Source organism: Sphingopyxis sp. DBS4, assembly GCF_024628865.1.
Classification (GTDB): domain Bacteria; phylum Pseudomonadota; class Alphaproteobacteria; order Sphingomonadales; family Sphingomonadaceae; genus Sphingopyxis.
Map to the genome: position 1 here is coordinate 4,212,456 of NZ_CP102384.1, position 18,834 is coordinate 4,231,289.

General features: G+C 59.9%; 15 protein-coding genes. 6 read left to right on the forward strand and 9 right to left on the reverse strand.

Annotation, left to right across the window (positions count from 1 at the left end):
* From NP825_RS20230 to bioB, 3 genes are read left to right on the forward strand one after another with little or no spacing between them, the layout of a single operon-like run.
* Positions 1–1,455, forward strand: coding sequence for a pyruvate carboxylase (locus tag NP825_RS20230; protein ID WP_257547077.1), 1,455 nt, complete (start codon positions 1–3; stop codon positions 1,453–1,455).
* Positions 1,452–2,648: a thiolase family protein gene (locus NP825_RS20235; protein ID WP_257547079.1), complete on the forward strand. Its 1,197-nt coding sequence runs from the start codon at positions 1,452–1,454 to the stop codon at positions 2,646–2,648. Before NP825_RS20230 ends, NP825_RS20235 begins: the two co-directional genes overlap by 4 nt.
* Positions 2,649–2,667: 19 nt before the next feature.
* Positions 2,668–3,669 (forward strand): biotin synthase BioB, encoded by a 1,002-nt coding sequence (gene bioB, locus NP825_RS20240; protein WP_257547081.1) that lies wholly within the window; start codon positions 2,668–2,670, stop codon positions 3,667–3,669.
* A 244-nt stretch (positions 3,670–3,913) separates the two neighbouring features.
* Here bioB and NP825_RS20245 read toward each other — a convergent pair whose 3' ends face one another.
* From NP825_RS20245 to NP825_RS20255, 3 genes are all read right to left on the reverse strand, one after another.
* The gene (locus NP825_RS20245) at positions 3,914–4,306 is read right to left on the reverse strand and encodes a limonene-1,2-epoxide hydrolase family protein (RefSeq protein WP_257547083.1); all 393 of its coding nucleotides are present in this window, start codon (positions 4,304–4,306) and stop codon (positions 3,914–3,916) included.
* 74 nt (positions 4,307–4,380) lie between these two features.
* Complete coding sequence (locus tag NP825_RS20250) at positions 4,381–4,776, reverse strand: limonene-1,2-epoxide hydrolase family protein (RefSeq protein WP_257547085.1); 396 nt, start codon at positions 4,774–4,776, stop codon at positions 4,381–4,383.
* Between the two features lie 95 nt (positions 4,777–4,871).
* Positions 4,872–7,268 (reverse strand): TonB-dependent receptor, encoded by a 2,397-nt coding sequence (locus tag NP825_RS20255; RefSeq protein WP_257547087.1) that lies wholly within the window; start codon positions 7,266–7,268, stop codon positions 4,872–4,874.
* A gap of 544 nt (positions 7,269–7,812) precedes the next feature.
* Here NP825_RS20255 and NP825_RS20260 point away from each other — a divergent pair.
* Positions 7,813–8,613, forward strand: coding sequence for an SDR family NAD(P)-dependent oxidoreductase (locus NP825_RS20260; RefSeq protein ID WP_257547089.1), 801 nt, complete (start codon positions 7,813–7,815; stop codon positions 8,611–8,613).
* A 21-nt stretch (positions 8,614–8,634) separates the two neighbouring features.
* A complete protein-coding gene (locus NP825_RS20265; RefSeq protein WP_257547091.1) occupies positions 8,635–9,945 on the forward strand; it encodes an acyl-CoA dehydrogenase family protein in 1,311 nt (436 codons plus the stop codon).
* A gap of 16 nt (positions 9,946–9,961) precedes the next feature.
* Here NP825_RS20265 and NP825_RS20270 read toward each other — a convergent pair whose 3' ends face one another.
* Positions 9,962–10,756 carry a GntR family transcriptional regulator gene (locus NP825_RS20270; RefSeq protein ID WP_257547094.1) on the reverse strand — a complete coding sequence of 265 codons (795 nt, stop codon included), beginning with the start codon at positions 10,754–10,756 and terminating at the stop codon, positions 9,962–9,964.
* A gap of 233 nt (positions 10,757–10,989) precedes the next feature.
* Between NP825_RS20270 and NP825_RS20275 the strand changes: the two genes are divergently transcribed.
* Entirely contained in the window at positions 10,990–12,042 is a 1,053-nt protein-coding gene (locus NP825_RS20275; protein ID WP_257547096.1) for a zinc-binding dehydrogenase, read from the forward strand.
* Positions 12,043–12,663: 621 nt separating this feature from the next.
* On the opposite strand, the gene NP825_RS20280 is transcribed toward NP825_RS20275, so the two are convergent.
* The 5 genes from NP825_RS20280 to NP825_RS20300 all read right to left on the reverse strand — a co-directional run bounded on the left by NP825_RS20280 (position 12,664) and on the right by NP825_RS20300 (position 18,834).
* On the reverse strand, positions 12,664–13,716 hold the full coding sequence (locus NP825_RS20280; RefSeq protein ID WP_257547099.1) for a phosphotransferase family protein: 1,053 nt from the start codon (positions 13,714–13,716) through the stop codon (positions 12,664–12,666).
* A 33-nt stretch (positions 13,717–13,749) separates the two neighbouring features.
* On the reverse strand, positions 13,750–14,139 hold the full coding sequence (locus NP825_RS20285; protein ID WP_257547101.1) for a nuclear transport factor 2 family protein: 390 nt from the start codon (positions 14,137–14,139) through the stop codon (positions 13,750–13,752).
* A 73-nt stretch (positions 14,140–14,212) separates the two neighbouring features.
* Positions 14,213–15,049 (reverse strand): enoyl-CoA hydratase-related protein, encoded by an 837-nt coding sequence (locus tag NP825_RS20290; protein ID WP_257547103.1) that lies wholly within the window; start codon positions 15,047–15,049, stop codon positions 14,213–14,215.
* A 180-nt stretch (positions 15,050–15,229) separates the two neighbouring features.
* Complete coding sequence (locus NP825_RS20295; RefSeq protein WP_257547105.1) at positions 15,230–17,551, reverse strand: TonB-dependent receptor; 2,322 nt, start codon at positions 17,549–17,551, stop codon at positions 15,230–15,232.
* Between the two features lie 113 nt (positions 17,552–17,664).
* Complete coding sequence (locus NP825_RS20300) at positions 17,665–18,834, reverse strand: acyl-CoA dehydrogenase family protein (protein ID WP_257547107.1); 1,170 nt, start codon at positions 18,832–18,834, stop codon at positions 17,665–17,667.

An 18,834-nucleotide genomic window follows, 5' to 3' on the forward strand; every position in this document is an offset into this window, starting at 1 on the left:
ATGGCGCATGTCCAATTCCTCGACGAAACTATCCGCGACGGGCAACAGAGCTTGTGGGGGATGCGCCTGCAGGCAGGCATGGCGCTGCCAGCCGCCAGCTGGCTCGATCGCACCGGCTTTCGTGTGATCGACCTGACAGGCTCGAACCATTTCGAGGTTCTGATCCGTCATTGCCGCGAAAATCCCTGGGCGATGATGGACGCGCTTGTCGAGGCGATGCCGCGCACGACGCTGCGCTCGGGCATGCGCTCCAACGCTTCGGTGACGTTTCGCACCACTCCCGATGCGCTGATGGACGCCTGGATGCGTCAGCTGAACGTGCATGGCGCGCGCAGCTTCTGGATTTACGACGTGTTGTTCAACATCGACAAGATGTTGCGGCTCGCCAAGGTGGCCAAGGAGTTCGGTTCGGAAGTCGCCGGGGCGATCATGTTCACGCTCTCGCCTGTCCATGACGACGCCTATTATGCCGACAAGGTCGACAAGCTTGCCGCCTCGGACGATATCGACACCATCCTGCTTTACGACACCGCCGGCGTGCTGGAGAAGGAAAGGCTGACGACGCTGCTGCCGGCGATCGTTTCCAAGGCACGCGGCAAGCCGATCGAGTTCCACTCGAACAACATACTCGGTCAGTCCGGCAAGGCCTATCTCGACGCAATCCCGCTCGGCGTTACTATTCTCCACACCGCCAGCCGTCCGATGGCCAACGGCCCGTCGGTGCCATCGACCGAGAGCGTCGCCGCCAATCTCGAGCTTCTCGGCCACACGCATGATCTCGACAAGAGCATGTTCGCGCCGGTCGCCGAGCATTTCGAGAAGGTGGGCAAGGCCGCCGGATTCCTGGTCAATCAGCACAATGAATATAACGTCCTGTCCACCCTCCATCAAATTCCGGGCGGCATGGTCGGAACGCTCAAGGCCCAATTGGCTCAGCACAACATGTCGGATCGCTTCGAGGACGTGCTGCGCGAGGTCGCGGTCGTCCGCCGCGAGCTGGGCTATCCGGGCATGGCGACGCCGTTCAGTCAGCTTGTCGGCATCCAGTCCGTCCTCAACGTCGTCAAGGGCGAACGCTACGCGATCATCCCTGACGAGATTGTCGAATATGCCGCCGGCTATTATGGCCAGCCGGTTTCCGCCATCGATCCCGATGTGCTGGATCGGATCATGCATAGCGCCAACGCCAAAACGGTGCTCGACAACCCGCCCGAGCAGCCGACGATCCAGGAACTGCGCAAGCGTTACGGCACGGACGACGACGATGAACTGATCCTTCGCGCCCTGATGCCCGAAGCAGACCTGAAGAAGATGCGCGAAGCCGGGCCGCTCAAGCGAACCTATCCCCTGCTTTCCTCCCCGGAGCTCGACCAGGTCGCGAAGCTCATGAAGCTCGCCAACAGTCCGGTCGTCCAGTTCGCGACCGCTGACATGTCGGTGAGTCTGCGGCGATGAGTTCACGGCGCGCCGTCATCGTCGACGTCGTCCGGTCGCCCTTCGGGCGCGGCCGGCCCGGCGGCGCGCTGGACGGGCTGCATCCCGTCGACCTTTATGCGCAGATTTTGCGCGGTCTGGTCGCGCGGGCCGGGATCGATCCGTCACTGGTCGAGGATGTCATCACCGGGTGCGTGATCCAGGTGGGCGAGCAGGCCGGGAATATCGGCCGTCAGGCCGCACTCGCCGCCGGGTTTCCCGAAAGCGTCGCGGCCGTCACGCTCGACCGCAAATGCGGATCGGCGCAACAGGCCGTCGACTTCGCGGCCCAAGGTGTGATCGCCGGCGCCTATGACGCCGTGATCGCGGGCGGTATCGAGATGATGAGCCTGGTGCCGATGCGCGCGAACCGCATGGGCAAGGATTCCGAAGGTCTCGGCTTGAAGGCCCGCTATCCTGACGGCCTCGTTTCCCAAGGCATTTCAGCCGAACTGATCGCCGCGAAATGGGGCATTTCGCGCGCCGAGATGGATGATTTCTCCTTCCGCTCGCATCAACTCGCTGCGCGCGCCGAGGATGCGGCGATCACCGCTCGCGCGATCCTGCCGGTCACCGTGCCGGGTCCCGACGGCGAACGCCGTGTCGAGCGAGACGAGGGGCTGCGGCGCGACACCAGCCTCGAAAGGCTGTCGACACTCAGGACGGCATTCGAGGATCCGGTGATGGCCACCCGCTTCCCGCAGATCGGGTGGAGTGTCACGGCGGGCAATTCGAGCCAGGTGACCGATGGCGCCGCCGCCGCGCTGATCATGGAAGAAGGGCTGGCACGCAAACTGGGCCTCAGACCACGCGCCGCGGTCACCCATTTCGCGGTATCGGGCGACGATCCGGTGATGATGCTGACCGCGATCATTCCGGCTACCCGCAAACTGCTTGCCCGCGCCGGCAAGGCGATCGACGAGATTGACCTCTTCGAGGTGAACGAGGCCTTCGCCTCTGTGCCCCTTGCCTGGATGAAGGAACTGGGTGTCGAACAGGAGCGGGTCAACATCCATGGCGGCGCGATCGCGCTTGGCCATCCGGTCGGGGCATCTGGCGGACGGCTCCTGTCCAACCTCCTTGCCGCACTGGAAACCACGGGCGGACGCTATGGTCTGCTCACAATGTGTGAATCGGGTGGCATGGCCAATGCCACCCTCGTTGAGCGCCTGTAAGCGCAGAGGGACCGAAACGATGACCCTGATCCGCCATGACTGGACCCGCGAGGAAATTGCGGCACTGTTCGAATTGCCGTTCAACACCCTGCTCTGGCAGGCACAGTCGGTGCACCGGCAGCATCACGATCCCAATGCCGTTCAACTCTCGACCCTGCTGTCGATCAAGACCGGGGGCTGCGCCGAGAACTGCGGCTATTGCAGTCAGTCGGCCTCCCACGAGACGGGACTCAAGGCATCGAAGCTTATGGAGGTGGACGAGGTCCTCGACGCTGCGCGCGAGGCGAAGGCAAAGGGCTCGGAACGCTTCTGCATGGGCGCTGCATGGCGGTCTCCAAAGGACCGTGACATGGATTCGATCGTCGCCATGATCGAGGGCGTCAAGGAATTGGGGCTCGAGACGTGCATGACGCTGGGAATGCTCAGCGACGACCAGACCGGACGGCTCGCTGCAGCAGGACTCGACTATTATAATCACAATCTCGACAGTTCGCCCGAATATTATGGCAAGGTTGTCACCACGCGCACTTACAGCGACCGGCTCGAAACTCTGGAGCGGGTGCGTCAGGCGGGCATCAATGTCTGCTGTGGCGGCATCGTCGGCATGGGTGAGGACCGCTCCGATCGGGTAGGTTTCCTTCACACGCTCGCCACCTTGCCCGAGCATCCAGCCTCTGTCCCGATCAACGCTCTGGTGCCCATCAAGGGGACGCCGCTCGGCGATATGCTCGCAGGGCTGCCCGAAGCTCAAATCGACGATATCGAATTCGTCCGAACCGTCGCGGTCGCACGGATCACCATGCCGGCCTCGGTCGTCCGCCTCTCGGCCGGCCGCGAGAGCATGGGAGAAGCGACGCAGGCCTTGTGTTTTCTGGCGGGCGCCAACTCGATCTTTACCGGCGACCGGCTCTTGACCACGGGCAACCAGGGCAGCGACGCCGACGGCAAATTGTTCGCCAAGCTGGGACTGAGAGGCTCACTGAACGATACCGAGGGTCTGCGGGCGATAGCGGCCGAATAGGCATGGTGGAAGCCGTGGTCGCCTGAGCCGCGACGATTTGCCGTAGCCTCTATCCCTCGTCCCGGCATCTTCTGGAGACCAGGTCACCGGCATGGCTGGTATGCATTGGGGGATTTGCACGGCGGGGACACTGGTAAATCTCAGTGCACAGCATCGCGCAACGTCGGGTGTTGCCCGGTGACCATGATGCTCATGGTCGCCGGGACGCTCCTGATCTGCCCGCAAAGGCCTGATAGCGCAGCGGCTATTTGCGGACCCCGGCGCCGTCGGGGTGGAGGTTGGCTTTGGTCAGGACCTCGACATCCCAAAAGTCCCGCCAATAGATAAATTTCCCGTCAGCCCCGACCTTTCCCTTGCCGACAATCGGCAAGTCGATCTTGTGCTTGCCGTCGATCGTGAAATGGTCGGTTCGTTCCACGAAGACAATGTCGCCTTTCTCGGCGAAATCCAGATAGTCGATCGACACGTCGGTGAGCCGGGCAGCGAGATCGGTGAAGCCCTGAAGCATCGCCTGAGGACCCACCAGCGGCGGATATGCAGGACCCCACATGAAAAATTCCGAATCCTCATTGAAGAATTTTTCCGGGGTGACGAAAAGCTCGTCAAACATGCTCCTGACCAGTTGCTCCATCGACATCATCTTCTCCTTATTGAACGAATGCGGCCAACCGCTGCGAACATTCCAACCCTACAGGCAGGCCGCATGCCCGCCTATTGCTTCAGGACTCCGGCACCGTCGGGATGGAGATTGGCTTTCGTCAGAAGCTCCACATCCCAAAAGTCTCGCCAATAGATAAATTTGCCATCAGCCCCGACCTTCCCCTTGCCGACGACAGGAAGGTCAATCTTGTGCTTGCCATCGATCGTAAAGTGGTCGGTTCGTTCCACGAAGACGATGTCGCCCTTCTCGGCGAAATCCAGATAGTCGATCGACACGTCGGTGAGCCGGGCGGCGAGATCGGTGAAGCCCTGCAGCATCGCCTGAGGACCCACCAGCGGCGGATATGCCGGACCCCACATGAAGAATTCCGAATCCTCATTGAAGAATTTTTCCGGGGTGACGAAAAGCTCGTCAAACATTTTCCTGACCAACTGCTCCATCGACATTGCTTTCTCCTGTTCAAATTGACCCGTATTTGGGGCCGGCTCCATCCTGTCGGGCCGGAGGCATGACAGGATGGCGCTCGCGCCGTGGCGGGACGTCAGAAATTATAGTTTACGGAAATGCCGTAACTCGCCGGAAGGCCTGTATAGCGAACCAGTGTGTCGGAGATGTGCGCGACATTCTGCCAATAATAGGTGCTGGTCACGTTGCGCCCGAACAGACTGGCCTCCCAGTCGCCGCGGTCGCTGCGCAATCCCAGCCTGAGATCCAGCGTGGCATAGGATTTGATGTAGGTCAGCGATCTGCCGGTCGCGGAGCTGTTGTCGGTGATTTCCGCATCGGTCTTGCTGTTGTAGATGATCGAGCCACCGAAGAAGCCATTGATGCCGGTAAAGGCGTGCCAGCCGAACTCGGCATCGAAGGTAGCGTTCCACTTGGGCGCGAAATTGAAAGGCCGCCCCCGGATGTCCTGGGTGCCCGTTGCCGGGTCGTCGATGCGTCCACCCGTCGCCGGCGGCAGGAAGAAGTTCGACTTGATCTTGGAACTGGTGCGGTTCAGTGCGCCGGTCAGGGTAATGAGATCGGTAGGCTTCCAGACCGCATCGAGATCGAAACCGATCACGCGCGATTTCGGAACGTTCACCAAGGTGGGCAGAGGTCCAAAGATCGGATTGTTCGTGGTGCCGAGCAACTGCTTGTTGCGGAAGTCATAATAATAGGCCGCCGCGTTGAAGCGCAGCTGCTGCCCGACCGAGAGCTTCGCGCCCGCTTCATAGGAGGTGAGCTTCTCCTGTTTCACGGGCGAGAGATAGACGCGGTAATCGAGCACCGATGCGTTCAGATAACTGCCCGATTTGAAGCCGCGACTGACCGTCGTGTACAGCAGCAAGTCGTCGGTCGCCTTCCAGTTCAGGCTGCCGCGCCACGAGAGGTTGTTCTCGCTGAACGAGTCTTCGGTCGGCCCGGGTACAAGATTCGGACCGGCGGTGACACATTGCCCCGGGGCAAACGCCGATGGGCCGGGTCCGCCGACAGCTCCGTTCAGCAGGCCGAAGGCCGTTGCTGCGGTTCCATCCCCTTCGTCGGACGAGCAGGCATCCCACAGCCTGTGCTTGACGTCCGAATAGCGCAAGCCGGCGGAGATCGTGATGGTGTCGGTCGGATGATATTCCAGGTTCGCGAAGCCCGCGATCGTGCGGTAGCTCTGCGTCGACTTGTTGGTGAGTGCGCCAAAATAGGCGGTGGGCCCGAATGAATCGACGAAAGCATAGGCCGACGAAAAGTTCGGGAACAGGGCGCGGGCGGCCTCCTTCGCACGATCTTCCTGATAATTGGCGCCGACAATGAAGTTAAACCGGCCGACCTCTCCCGACAGGCGAAGCTCCTCCCCGAAGGTCCGCAGGCGTCCGCGCGTGTCATAGTGAACGAGCGGCAGATAGGTGCCGTCGATATCGCGGAAATTCAGGAACTTCATATGAGCGAAGTTGGTCAGCGACGTCAGAGTGAAGTTGTCGCCCAGCGTATAGTCGATGCGCAGGGTGGACTGGAACATCCGATCGTTGCGGCGAAAATCGACGCCCGCATCGAAGTCGGTGGCACGGTTGCTATCACGCGGATTGGGATAGGTGAGCACTCGGGGATCTACATAGCCGAGGACGAATTGCGGATAAGGCTGAACAAATTGCGGAGTCTGGGGATCTGATTTGTCGAGTGACCCGCTGACACGGAGGGAGATTTTGAGGTCGCTCGACGGAGTCCAGTCGAGGATCGCGCGTCCGGCGAGTTTCCGCTGGCGGCCGATCTCGTCATTGCGCGTGCTGCTATACTGCCAGGCATTCGACCGCGCGCCCGAAATGGCGATGCGAGCGGCCAGCGTGTCACTAAGCGGTCCACTGACAAAAGCCTGACCTTCGATCGTGTTGAACCGGCTGTAACTGCCGCGAATCCCTGCTTCGAAGCTGTTCGTCGGTGTGTTCGCGACATAGTTGATCGCGCCGCCCGTCGCATTCTGGCCGAAGAGCGTACCTTGAGGACCTTTGAGAACTTCCACGCGTTGCAGATCGAAGATCGGCGTGGCCGTCATCACAGCGAAGGGAAGCGACGCTTCGTCATTATAGACGCTCACCGACGGCAATGCGCCTAGCGAAGCTTCGTTGAAGCCAACACCGCGCAAACTGTATGACGGAGCGCCATATTGCGTCGTGTTGACCGTGAAGCCGGGTACGATCTTGATCAACTGGGTCGTGTCGACGACGCCGGCCGATGTGAGCGCTTCCCCGCTGGCTGCGGTGATCGACATCGGGACGTCGCTTAGCGACTCGGCGCGCTTGGTCGCGGTGACGATGATTTCGTCAGCTCCCGCCTCCGGTTCGGAGCTTTGCGGAGCTGTCACGCTCGTCTGGGCGGCGGCTGCGGTTATGGGAGCAATCGCCAGCAACGACGCGCTACCCACCAATCTGGACAGAAGCTTCCTATTCATATCATCATCTCCCATAACCCGTCTGTCGATTTCAGATCTTTGGGTTGAGAGGCTTCCCTCAGCTGGCTTTGGCTCGGCGCGTCTTTACCGACTGTCGCTTTCGACGTCGTGCGCTCTTTCCCAACCGGGTATGTCCTCTCCAACCATGTCTGCTATTATGTCTGCCATTATTGTAGGACAAAATTTTATGCGGTCAATAGACTCCTTTCCCGATATCCGTACCCAAACAGCGGCTCCAGGCTGCGTGAAGGGCAGATAAATTATAAATTCCAGTGTGATAGTAGTGGCCTATGGATATTCTCTTTTGGCCGAGAGAAATCATAGAGCGTTCCGCATATCAGGAGTCGTGTTGCAAATGCCAGCCGACATCCGGGCCGCAAAGATCGTACAGACGCCAGCAAAGGGAAAACGGCCATCGCTGCCAGAGAGCCACGGCCTGACGTCCTCTCGATCATCATGCCGCAACCCATAGTTGACGCGATCGGAGCGAGGCGACCTCCGAGCAGATTAAACTAGCGCCTCCTCAGCCATCATGTTAGTACAAGATCGTACTACAATTATGGCAGAGGATTTGATGGTGGGAAGAGTTGACGGGAAAGTCGCGCTCATCACCGGCGCCGGAAGCGGTGTTGGACGCGCGGTCATGATGAGATTCGCAGAAGAAGGCGCTATCGTCATTGGCGTTGGACGAACGACTGCCACTATTGAAGAGACCGCTTCCCTGGTAAAGGCCAAAGGCGGCGTAGCCTATGCCCATGTGGCCGACCTGAGCGAGAGCGCGCCGATCGAGGCCGTGGTTTCGGATGTGGTCCGGGAATTTGGCCGGATCGATTGCCTCGTTCATGCGGCGGGTGTCGGGTACAGCTGGGCTGAGAAGAGCCCCGGTTCGATGAATGACGTGGCCACCACCTCACCAGAGAAGTGGCGCGAAGTCATCGGCATCAACCTCGATGGCTTCTATCATGCCTCGCATGCCGTGCTGCCGCATATGATCGCAAGCAGCGGCGGATCGATCGTTGCCGTTGCGAGCATATCGGGAATGGTCGGATTGCCCGTTGCGCACGCCTATTGCGCAGCGAAGGCAGGCGTCATCAACCTGACCCGGGCCATGGCGACGGCCTATGCCGAAAAGAATATCCGCACGAACTGCATCGCTCCGGGTTTCATCGCCACTCCCATGGTGGAATCGGTGCTGTCGGTTTTCGAAGATCGTGATGCGGCCCTGGCGATCACTCCCATGGGGCGCCCGGGGACCCCTGAAGAAATGGCCAATGGCTGCCTGTATCTGGCGTCGGATGAAGCATCATATTGCAACGGCTCGGTCCTGGTGATCGATGGCGGCTCCACGGCCCGTCAATAGGCCTCGAAAAGGGATTTCCGGATGTTCGAATTATCGCCGAAGGCGGCAGACTATAAGACGCGGCTCGAAGCCTTCATGGCCGACCATATTTATCCGAACGAAGACCTGTTCTATGCCCAGACCGAGCAATTGGGCCCATGGAGCTTCCAACCGGTCGTTGAGGAACTCAAGGTTCACGCAAAGACGGCGGGTCTGTGGAACCTGTTCCTGCCCGACAAGGAATTGGGGGCCGGGCTTTCCAACCTTGAATATGCGCCGCTTTGCGAAGTCATGGGACGTTCTCATCTGGCGCCGGAGGTTTTCAACTGCTCGGCGCCCGATACGGGCAATATGGAAACAATCTGGCGCTATGGAACGGAGGAGCAGAAGGCGCGGTGGCTTACGCCTTTGCTCGCCGGTCAGATGCGGTCCGCATTTGCCATGACCGAACCGGAAGTCGCGTCTTCGGATGCCACAAATATCGAGAGCAATATCCGTCGGGATGGCGATGAATATGTCATCAACGGCCGCAAATGGTATACCACCGGGGCCACCGACCCCCGCTGCCAAATCTTGATCTTCATGGGTAAAAGCGACCCGACGAACGAAGATCGCCATTCACAACAATCGATGATCCTCGTTCCCAAGGATACGCCGGGCGTCCGCGTCGTACGACCCCTTTCTGTGATGGGAACCTATGCCATTCCTGATCGCGCGGCGGAGGTGGTATTCCAGAACGTGCGGGTGCCCGCATCCAACATGCTGCTTGGCGAGGGACGCGGATTCGAAATCGCTCAAGGCAGGCTCGGCCCTGGCCGCATTCATCACTGCATGCGGCTCATCGGCCTGTGCGAACGCATCCTCGAGCGTATGTGCCGGCGCGTCCAGGGACGCACTCCGTTTGGAAGCGAACTGTCGCGTCAGTCCGTCACGATGGAGCGCATCGCGGAGGCACGCGTGATGATCGAGCAAATCCGCCTGCTGACGCTGAAGGCTGCGTGGATGATGGACACCGTCGGCAACAAGGCCGCCCTGGCAGAAATCGGGATGATCAAGATTGCCGCTCCGTCGGTAGCCTGCCGGATTATCGATTGGGCGATGCAGGCATTTGGTGGCGGGGGCACCAGCATGGACCATTATCTGTCCGCCTGTTATGCGACCGCCCGCCTTCTCAGGCTCGCGGACGGCCCCGACGAGGTTCATCGCAACCAGCTCGCCCGGCTTGAATTCAAGCGTCATGCGGCGACCGACCCGCGCGTGACTGGCGGGCACGGCAACGTCCTCCCACTTGAAGAGGTCGAACGGCGCTTTGCCTATCTCCGGCCGGGTAATCCCGGTTATCTTTGGGACTAGACGCGTGCCCCGCTCATCAGGCGCGAGCGAAAACCTCGTCGGGCAATTCCTCGAGCCGCTTGAGCGTCAGCTGCATGTGGCGCGACATCGCTTGCCGCGCCTTATCCGGTTCGCCGGCAAGCACATGACGGGCGATGTCGGCGAATTCGGTAAAGCGCTGCTTGTGGGCTTCGGGGCCAATCGTCATTTGTCCCTGCATACGGAAAAGCTGAATCCGCATCATCGGCATGACGCTCGCAATCTGGGAATTGCCGCCGACTTCCATCATCGCGTCATAGAAGCGCCGGTTGGTTTCCAGTTGAAGCTTGTCCGAATCTTCCGACTTGAGGAAATCGCCCAGCGTTTCCAGCGCCGGCGCGAAACGCCGACGGAACATGTCGTCGCCCCGCGAGACAGCTTCCGCTGCCTTCTGGGCGATAAAGCCCGTCAGTTCGGACAATATCTCGATAAAATCAATGGCCTCCCTTCGGCTGAGCAGGCGAACATAAGCGCCGCGATTGCGTGCATTTTCAACAACGCCTTCCGCATGAAGGCGCTTGAGGGCTTCACGGATAGGTCCGCGGCTCACATTCAGGCTCGCCGCCAGATCGGCCTCGATCAGCTTCTGCCCGGGCACGAAACGGCCCGCGAGAATGCCCCGATAGATCGCATTTACGACCATGTCGGGCGAACTGGGCTTTTCGGTGCTCTTGGAATCTTCGGTCGTTTGCGCGGTAGCGGGTGCCAAGGTCGGTTTCCTAGTCAAAGAATGATCCACAAGATTGCCGCCGGATCGACGAGAGTTAGCCTCTCGCCTCGCACTCGATTTCATGGCGGCTCCCGAAGCGGATTCCAGAATACCGGCTTGGCAATCTTCCTTTCCGCCCGATGCCTTTCCTTCCATCAAACGGAGCGGCGATCATCAGGCACAAGGATGTAACATTTAATCAAACAATTTCACAGGACAATTTCGATCGCAACCGATCATCCGAATGAAGAGAGGGCGGGCGCGGCACTATCAGTTCAGACAGAAACTCAGGAGAGGAGATTATCATGACCAAATCGATGAGGGCGGCGGTGCTGCAATCGGCGGGAGTCATTGTCGTTGAAGACGTCGCGCGGCCGGACATCGGCCCGAAGGATGTGCTCATCCGGGTAACCAATTGCGGTATCTGCGGGTCGGACATCCACAGCTTCAAGACGGGCTTATATGTCGAGGCAGGCCAGGTCATGGGGCACGAATTTGTCGGCCGTGTCGCCGAGATCGGGACACAAGTCACGGGCCTGTCGACGGGCGACCGCGTGACCGGATTTTCAGCCGGATTTTGTGGCGAGTGCGACGCATGCAAGGCGGAGCAGTTCATCCTGTGCGCCGCGCTGTTTCAGAATTCCACGGGCTACGGCCGACCGGGAGCATTCGCCGATTTTGTCAAGATCGAGAATGCCGAATTGGGCGGTAACATCCATCTTCTCCCGGATTCCATCGACGATACAGCGGCGGCAATGATCGAGCCAATGTCGATCGGCGTCACCGCGGTCGCATCCGCCGACGTGAAACAGGGCGACAAGGTGGTCGTGCTGGGTTGCGGGATCATCGGCAATGCCTGCATCCAGGCTGCCAAGGCGGCCGGAGCATCGGAGGTGCTCGCCGTAGACATATCGCCGTTGCGACTGAGGCTCGCGCGCGAGTGCGGCGCCGATGATATATTCGATGCCCGCGATGGCGATGCACTGCAATGGGTGATCGATCGCCTCGGCGCGGCGCCCTACCATTTCAATGTCGGCGGCAATGCCGACGTGGTCTTCGAGGCCGCCGGCATCCCGTTGACGATCCAGCAGTCGCTGGAGATGGTGCGGCCTGGCGGAACGATCTGTATTGTCGGGCTACCCGAAGTTCCGGCACCCATCGACACCACGAAGATCGTGCACAAGATGCCGACGATCATCGGCTCGCTGGGCGGAGACTTCGTAGCGACCATCGACAAGATCGCGTCAGGCGCCATCGATCCGCGCCCGCTGGCGACGCATCGCTTCGCACTGGCGGATGCTCCTGCGGCGTTCGCCAAACAACTCCAGGCAGAAGAATCGATGAAGGTGATGATCTCACCGACAGCCTGAGGCCAGTTCGGCAAAAGACTTCGAATGGCCGGTATGCAGATAGAAACCGCGGGGCCTCTGCGTATCGGCCATTGGATCACTAACTTCGGATAGCGCGATAACTATGACCGGGGTCAACAGACGGGGAGGTGCCCGCCGGCGGGGACGCGTGCTCAATTTGCTCCACGCTCCCAAGATCCCGGTCTGCCACCCCGACGTGTAACGCTGACTAATCCGGAGGCCTATCGCATGTCCCTCATTGAGGAGGGCGTGATCGCCCGCCCGTCGGCCAGCCTTCAAGAGGCGGCAAACCGTGGGCCCCGACACGAAGTGGCGCTTCTCGTTGGTGAAGCGCACCGCGGGTTCACGTCGCGACAGTTCGCCGCAATCCAGCGCCATATCGACCATCGGGTTCTGGATATCATCGCCGATAGTCGATCTTGCAGCGCCTCCGAAGCATGGTTGTCTCCATAGAGTTCGGATTGCGTCCTCACTCTGTCAGAGCGCCAGCTGCTATTCACTCATCATGGATCTTTTAGTTCGAATAGGCGAATGCGGATGTCCATGACTAGTACTGTTGATCGCGTCACGGGTCACCCTTATCACGGCATGGCTCAGACTATTCGGTGTCGGCACTAAAGGCTAGCTCTCCATCGTTTCACGCGCGAGGAGCGCCAATCTCGCCATTCCTGCCACCCGTTGTCCCGCCTGCGGAGACGACGCGGTCCCGCGGAGAATTCGTCCCTTGATTCCGTGCATAATGGCCGCGAGACGAAAGAGATTGAATGCGAGATAAAAGGGCCAATTGGCTATTTCTGCCCTGCCAGTCCGGGCGCAATAAGCCTCCACATAAGCTTCCTCGGTCGGCAAGCCGAGATCAGCGAGATTACATCCTTCAAGGCCCGCCATGATATCGGGCGGCATCCTGAAAACGAGCGCATGATAGGCGAAATCTGCCAGCGGGTCGCCAAGCGTGGATAGTTCCCAATCGAGGACCGCCGAGACTTCGGGTTTGGAGGGGTGAAAGATGAGATTATCGGCGCGGAAATCGCCGTGGACGATGACCACATCGGATTGCGAAGGGGTCGCCTGAGGCAGCCATTCAATCAAAAGGTCCATATTCGGATCGCGGCCCGCGAGTTCGTCCTCAAGATATTGGCGCGTCCAGCGGCGAATCTGGCGCTGGACATAATTTTCCGCCCGCCCAAAATCCGCAAGACCAACGGTCGCCGGATCGACGCTGTGCAGCGCCGAGATCGTGCGGTTCATGGCGTCGAAATAGGCCGCACGGTCGGCATGGCCGACATCCGAGAAACTAGCGTCCCAGAATATCCGGCCTTCGACCAGTTCCATGATGTAAAAATCTGTCCCGATGATCCCCGGGTCGTCGCATCGGCCTAATACACGCGGCACCGGAACTTCGCTTGGAGCGAGCGCCATCAACACGCGAGCTTCGCGCATGACGTCGTGGGCGCCGGAGAGCAGTTCGCCCGGCGGTTTGCGCCGGAGAACATAGGATCGCTCATCCGTGATCAGCCTGTAGGTGGGGTTGGATTGTCCACCATTGAACTGCTCGATGCGCAGCGGTCCCCCGAAGTCCGGGATATGGTCGCACATCCAAGCGTGCAGCTTGCGTTCGTCGAGGGGAGCGCGAACAGAGCCCGATCCGATATTCGCCGACAGATCAATCGCCATGATATTGCTCCAACAGGCGACCCGAGGAGATGCTCACGCCAGGGCGCCAAAGATCGAGACGGCGTGATCGGTGTCGCAATGCTCGTTCACCCGCGCGATCTCATCCCCTCTCAGAAAGAACAGAAAATGATACTGGTTCGCATATCTCGACCCGTTTGTGAGCAAAGCGGACGATTGCGCCTCGACAGCGACGCGATCGTCTTCGGCCGTCATCGTCGATATCGTGAAAGAGAGCGGCTCCGCCAATTGCTGCGTAACCGATCGCGCGACTTCAAGAATCCCCTTGCGGTCGGTGACTGTTTTGGCGTTCCACCAGATGCAATCGTCGGGGAGGATGGCGACCGCCGCCTCCAGTCCATCCTTATTGGCCAGATCGAAAAACTCACGGGCCATCTGTTTGGCGCGGCTCAGGTCGCTGTTCACATAACACTCCTCGGCAATTCGCCTTTTGATTCCAGAATCAGCTCGTCGATGCGCGGCACCTCCACCGGCGGTGCTAAGTCCACCAAGGATACACCGCCGGCATATCGACCGACGCGCGTCCGGGAAATTGTGCGTGGCGCTTCTCGAAGAAGGCGCTGACGCCCTCTGCCACATCGGGGCCAGCACTGAGTTCCGCGTTGATACCGCCATCGATTTCCAGCAATAGCCCCGGGTCATCCAGCAGTTCTCCGCGCCAAAGCAAAGCGCGTGTCACGGCAGTGGCGACCGGCGCGGTATTGTCTGCGATCACGCGCGCCAGTTCACAAGCGTGGGCGAGCAGTTCGTCCTTTGGATGACTTGCCGAGACCAGCCCCGCGGCCAGCGCTTCTGCTGCACCGAACATCTCCCCAGTCAGACACCAGCGAAGGGCGTGAGGCAGGCCGACGAGCTTGGGAAGAAACCATGCCGCAGCGGCCTCCGGCGCAAGCCCGCGCCGGGTGAATACGAACCCGAGTTTGGCATCATCCGCAACGAGCCGGATATCCATGGGCAAGGTCATCGTCAGACCCACGCCGACCGCCGGGCCATTGATTGCGGCGATCGAAGGCTTTTTGCACCGGAAGATGGATTCCACGAAGCGGCCCGCAGCGCGCGGGCCTCCTTCGCCACCGAACATCTCACCCGATTGACCACCAAAGCTGTCGCCCCCCCTTGAAATATCGGCTCCGGCACAAAAGGCCCGCCCGCGTCCCGTCACCACGATGACACGGACATCGTCGTCCTCGCTCGCCGCGTCGAAGGCGTCCGCGAGTTCATTGTTCATCTGCGGAGTAAACGCATTGAGCTTCTCCGGTCTGTCGAGCGTCAGCGTCAATATGCCGTCCACAAGGGAGGAGGCTATGTGCGACATCATTCTATTCCTTCGGGACGGAAACCGGGGAGGGGCGCAAATCTTGCCCGCGCTGCTCACGACTAAGGATTACGTCCTCGGCGGACAGCATCACGGCTTCTCCGGGTAGTCGGTGGAGTGGTGCAGATGCCCCGTCCCACTCTTTGCCTGAAGAAACCCTGTGCACGATCAATCACCCGGCTAGATGCGTATCGAGAGGCTGGCGCCGTAGGTTACCGGCATGCCGGCGAAGCGGAACGCGGCGTCGTTGAGCACCGAGGCGTTGGTCCAGTAATATTTGTTCGTGAGGTTTCGCCCCCAGATCGAGAAGGTCCACCTGCCATCCTCGGCCGCCACGCCGGCGCGCGCATCGAGAAGCGCATAATTGTCGACATCCACAATGCGCAGTTGTCCGAATCCGCCGTTGGTTTCGCTTTGGTAGGTGATCCCGCCCCCGACAAATGCTTCGAGAGAGCTGGAAACGGGGAAGCGATACTCGCTGTTGATCGAGATTTGCCACTTTGGCGTGTAGGGGAAGGGTTCCCCCTCGAAGTCACCGAGCTGAACGAGGGGGGTATAGTTGATGAAACTGTCGGTGATCTTGCTGTCGACGTAGCTGACGCCCACGTCGGTCTTGAAGCCTTCCACCGGAACGATCGACGCCTGTAGTTCGACGCCGAAGATGCGAGATTTCGGAATGTTCACCAGTGCCTCGAAGTTTCCGAAGATGGCATCAGGAACCTGGCCGCGGATTTGCTTGTTCTTGTAGTCGTAATAGAAAACGGCGCCATTCAGCTGCGCGGTGCGATCGAGGACCGTCGCCTTGAAGCCGGCTTCGTAAGATGTAACACTTTCCTGGGTTACGGGAGCGAACTGGCTGGAAACCGTAGCCGATAGCGTCGGAAAGCCTCCCGCCTTGTAGCCGCGGCCGACGTTCGCGTAAAAGAGCAGGTCCGAGTTCGGCTCGTAGCTGATTCCGCCCTTCCACGAGATATTATCTTCATTGAGGCGGCTCGTCACGAGCCCGGGAAGGAACGTCGTAGAGTCAAGCGTTCCACATTCGCCCGGAGCGATCGGAGGGGTTGGCGTACCCCGGAAAGTTGACGACAGCAGCGTGTAAAGGGCCGCCATTTCGCCATTGCCATTATCCAGCGTACAGCCGCCAAAGCGTCGCCGCACGTCAGTGTATCGAACACCGCCGCTGAGCTTGAGACGATCGGCGATCTCCCATTCGAAGTTGGCAAAGACGGCGGCGGTCTTGATCTTCGTAGCCGCGAAGTTGATGTTCGAATTAATCGGGATGCCAAGTGTCGGATTCACTGTCGAATCGCTATAATCGAGGGCGAAATTGTCGTTTACCCGGTCGTCCTGATAGTTCGCTCCGACAACCCATTTGATGCCGTCCATGTCGCCCGAGAGCCGCAACTCCTGAGAGAAAGACTTCGCGCTGCCAAGGCTGCGAACGGCCAGCGAATGCAAATCCATACCGTCACGATCCTGGAGAACATTCTGCCGGAACTTCTGGTAGGCCGAGAGGGACGTCAGCGTCAGCGCGTCGGAAAGCTCGATATCGCCGCGCAGCGAGACCTGATAATACCAATCATCGTGCACGAAGTCGCGACCCGCATCCCAGTCGGCGGCCCGCGCATTTTCAGGCGCCAACGGGTAGGCATTGATAGGCGCCGCATTGGGGCTGGCAGGATTCTGCGGACGCGGGGCGATGAGCTGGACCGCCTGTGAATCGGACTTGTCGCGCCACCCGTTGACGTTGAGGCTGAAGTTGACCCGATCGCTCGGTGCCCAGTCGAGCAAAAAGCGACCGACGAGTTGATCCTTGTTACCAAGCTTGTCATCGCGCGTGTAGCTGCGCTGCCATTCGCCACCCTGGATCGTTTTCACGGCCAAGCGAGCATGCAATGTGTCGGCGAGCGGGCCGCTGACATAGCCGCTCCCTTCGAAAAGATTGAAGCGCCCGTAGCTGAAGTCGGCGCCGGCTTCGAACGTATCGGCGGGTTTGGCGGCGACATAGTTGATCGCTCCGCCGGTGGAGTTCTGGCCGAACAGGGTGCCTTGCGGTCCTTTGAGGACCTCGACGCGATCGAGATCGAAGGCCGCTCCGAGCGTCATAGCCGGAAAGGGAATTGGAACTTCATCGACATAAACGGTGACTGCGGGACTGGCGGCAAGGCTACCTTCCTGGAAGCCGATGCCCCGCAATGTGTATACGGGCGCGTTATAGGCGGACGGCGTGTAGTTGAAGCCAGGAACGACCTTCACCAGATCGGCCGCGCTGCTGACACCCTGACGAATGAGGTCGTCGCCGCCAATCGCGGTGATCGACATGGGAACATCATTCACCGATTCCGAGCGTTTCTGCGCGGTCACGACGATGTCTTGGACACCGCGCGCATCCTGAGCATCCTCTGCGGTCGACGAGACTTCCCCGGCAGATGCAGAGGCTTCCTGCGCCCAGGCCGTCGTCTGGAGCAACGCGATTGACGACAAAGAAACGGCGGCCAGCAAGCGGCCAGGAAACCTCAGCATCCCAATTCTCCCAAAATATTTTTATAACGCGTAACAATTTATAACATGATCCAGTTATTTGCTGTCAAGCAAATTCACCGGGGTGTGCAAACTCAGGGAATTTGGCCCTGCACGGTGAGAAATGGCGGCCGGTCGAGAGCGGCGGCCGACACGAAATCGAGGTGGATCTCGCTCGATCCCTCGGCGATCATATTGACCCGCGCATCACGGAAATAGCGATTGACGCCGGTGCTGTTCATCATGGCGGCACCGCCCCAGAGCTGAATCAGCTTGTTGATGCCCTCAAAGGCGGTGTCGCAGACCCAGGCCTTGCACGCAGACGACAGGACCCCGGCGTCGCCGCCTTCATCGAGGAAGCGCGCGGTGTAATATACCATCGCTTCGCAGGCTTCGATCTTGCATTGGACTTCGCCGATCCAGTGGCTCACCGGCTGTGTCTGGTCCATCGGGCGGCCATAGATCGTCCGCTCCTTGATCATCGCGACGGTCTTGGCGAACAGCCCCTTCAGCGCTCCCAGCGACGTCGCGGAATGGCCGATGAAGCTTTTTGCATTGGCGGGCCAAAGGTCGCCGTTGCCTGTGAGAAGATCGCCGAGAACATTCTTCGGATCGACCATGATATCGTCGTAGACGACTGTCCCGGTGCCTGTGCCGCGCCATCCGAGCTTTTCCTCAAAGGGCATCGACTTCAAACCCGGCTCGGACGTATCGACGACCACGCAGCCATAGCCCTGCTGGCCCCCGCGTTCCGTTTTGGCCATGACGAGAAAGCTCTTGGCGGGCCCCTGTGACGTATAGATCTTCAATCCGTTCAGCCGGTACCCATCGCCTTCGCGCACGAGCCGTGTCTGGTGTCCGCCCATATTGGCCGCGCCGCTCGGTTCGGTCATGGACCACGCCATCAGCCGTTCGCCTTTTGCCGATGGCGGCAGCAATCGCCGTTTCTGCTCGTCATTGCCTGTCTGCAGGACAGCATCGGGGCACAAGAGCATCTGGACGTTGACGAGACCGGCGAAGGCGGGACTCGCCTTCGCAATTTCCTCGAGGACCACGCAAGCCGTGGTCAGATTTTGCCCCAGACCTTCATATTCCTCCGGAATGGCCAGCGCGTAAAATCCGAGCTCCGCAGCTTTGGCAATCAGATCGACAGGCACTTCTTCCGCCCCATCGAGTTCGTTCGCGCGCGGTTCGACCTCCGTTTCGGCAAAGCGACGGGCGGTTTCGCGAAACATCTTCTGCTCTTCGGTGAGAAAGCGTGACAT

Excerpts from the sequence above, each read along its gene's own strand:
- NP825_RS20230 (WP_257547077.1), top strand. The coding sequence starts at position 1 with ATGGCGCATGTCCAATTCCTCGACGAAACTATCCGCGACGGGCAACAG.
- NP825_RS20235 (WP_257547079.1), top strand. The coding sequence starts at position 1,452 with ATGAGTTCACGGCGCGCCGTCATCGTCGACGTCGTCCGGTCGCCCTTC.
- bioB (WP_257547081.1), top strand. The coding sequence starts at position 2,668 with ATGACCCTGATCCGCCATGACTGGACCCGCGAGGAAATTGCGGCACTG.
- NP825_RS20245 (WP_257547083.1), bottom strand. The coding sequence starts at position 4,306 with ATGTCGATGGAGCAACTGGTCAGGAGCATGTTTGACGAGCTTTTCGTC.
- NP825_RS20250 (WP_257547085.1), bottom strand. The coding sequence starts at position 4,776 with ATGTCGATGGAGCAGTTGGTCAGGAAAATGTTTGACGAGCTTTTCGTC.
- NP825_RS20255 (WP_257547087.1), bottom strand. The coding sequence starts at position 7,268 with ATGGGAGATGATGATATGAATAGGAAGCTTCTGTCCAGATTGGTGGGT.
- NP825_RS20260 (WP_257547089.1), top strand. The coding sequence starts at position 7,813 with ATGGCAGAGGATTTGATGGTGGGAAGAGTTGACGGGAAAGTCGCGCTC.
- NP825_RS20265 (WP_257547091.1), top strand. The coding sequence starts at position 8,635 with ATGTTCGAATTATCGCCGAAGGCGGCAGACTATAAGACGCGGCTCGAA.
- NP825_RS20270 (WP_257547094.1), bottom strand. The coding sequence starts at position 10,756 with ATGAAATCGAGTGCGAGGCGAGAGGCTAACTCTCGTCGATCCGGCGGC.
- NP825_RS20275 (WP_257547096.1), top strand. The coding sequence starts at position 10,990 with ATGAGGGCGGCGGTGCTGCAATCGGCGGGAGTCATTGTCGTTGAAGAC.
- NP825_RS20280 (WP_257547099.1), bottom strand. The coding sequence starts at position 13,716 with ATGGCGATTGATCTGTCGGCGAATATCGGATCGGGCTCTGTTCGCGCT.
- NP825_RS20290 (WP_257547103.1), bottom strand. The coding sequence starts at position 15,049 with ATGTCGCACATAGCCTCCTCCCTTGTGGACGGCATATTGACGCTGACG.
- NP825_RS20300 (WP_257547107.1), bottom strand. The coding sequence starts at position 18,834 with ATGTCACGCTTTCTCACCGAAGAGCAGAAGATGTTTCGCGAAACCGCC.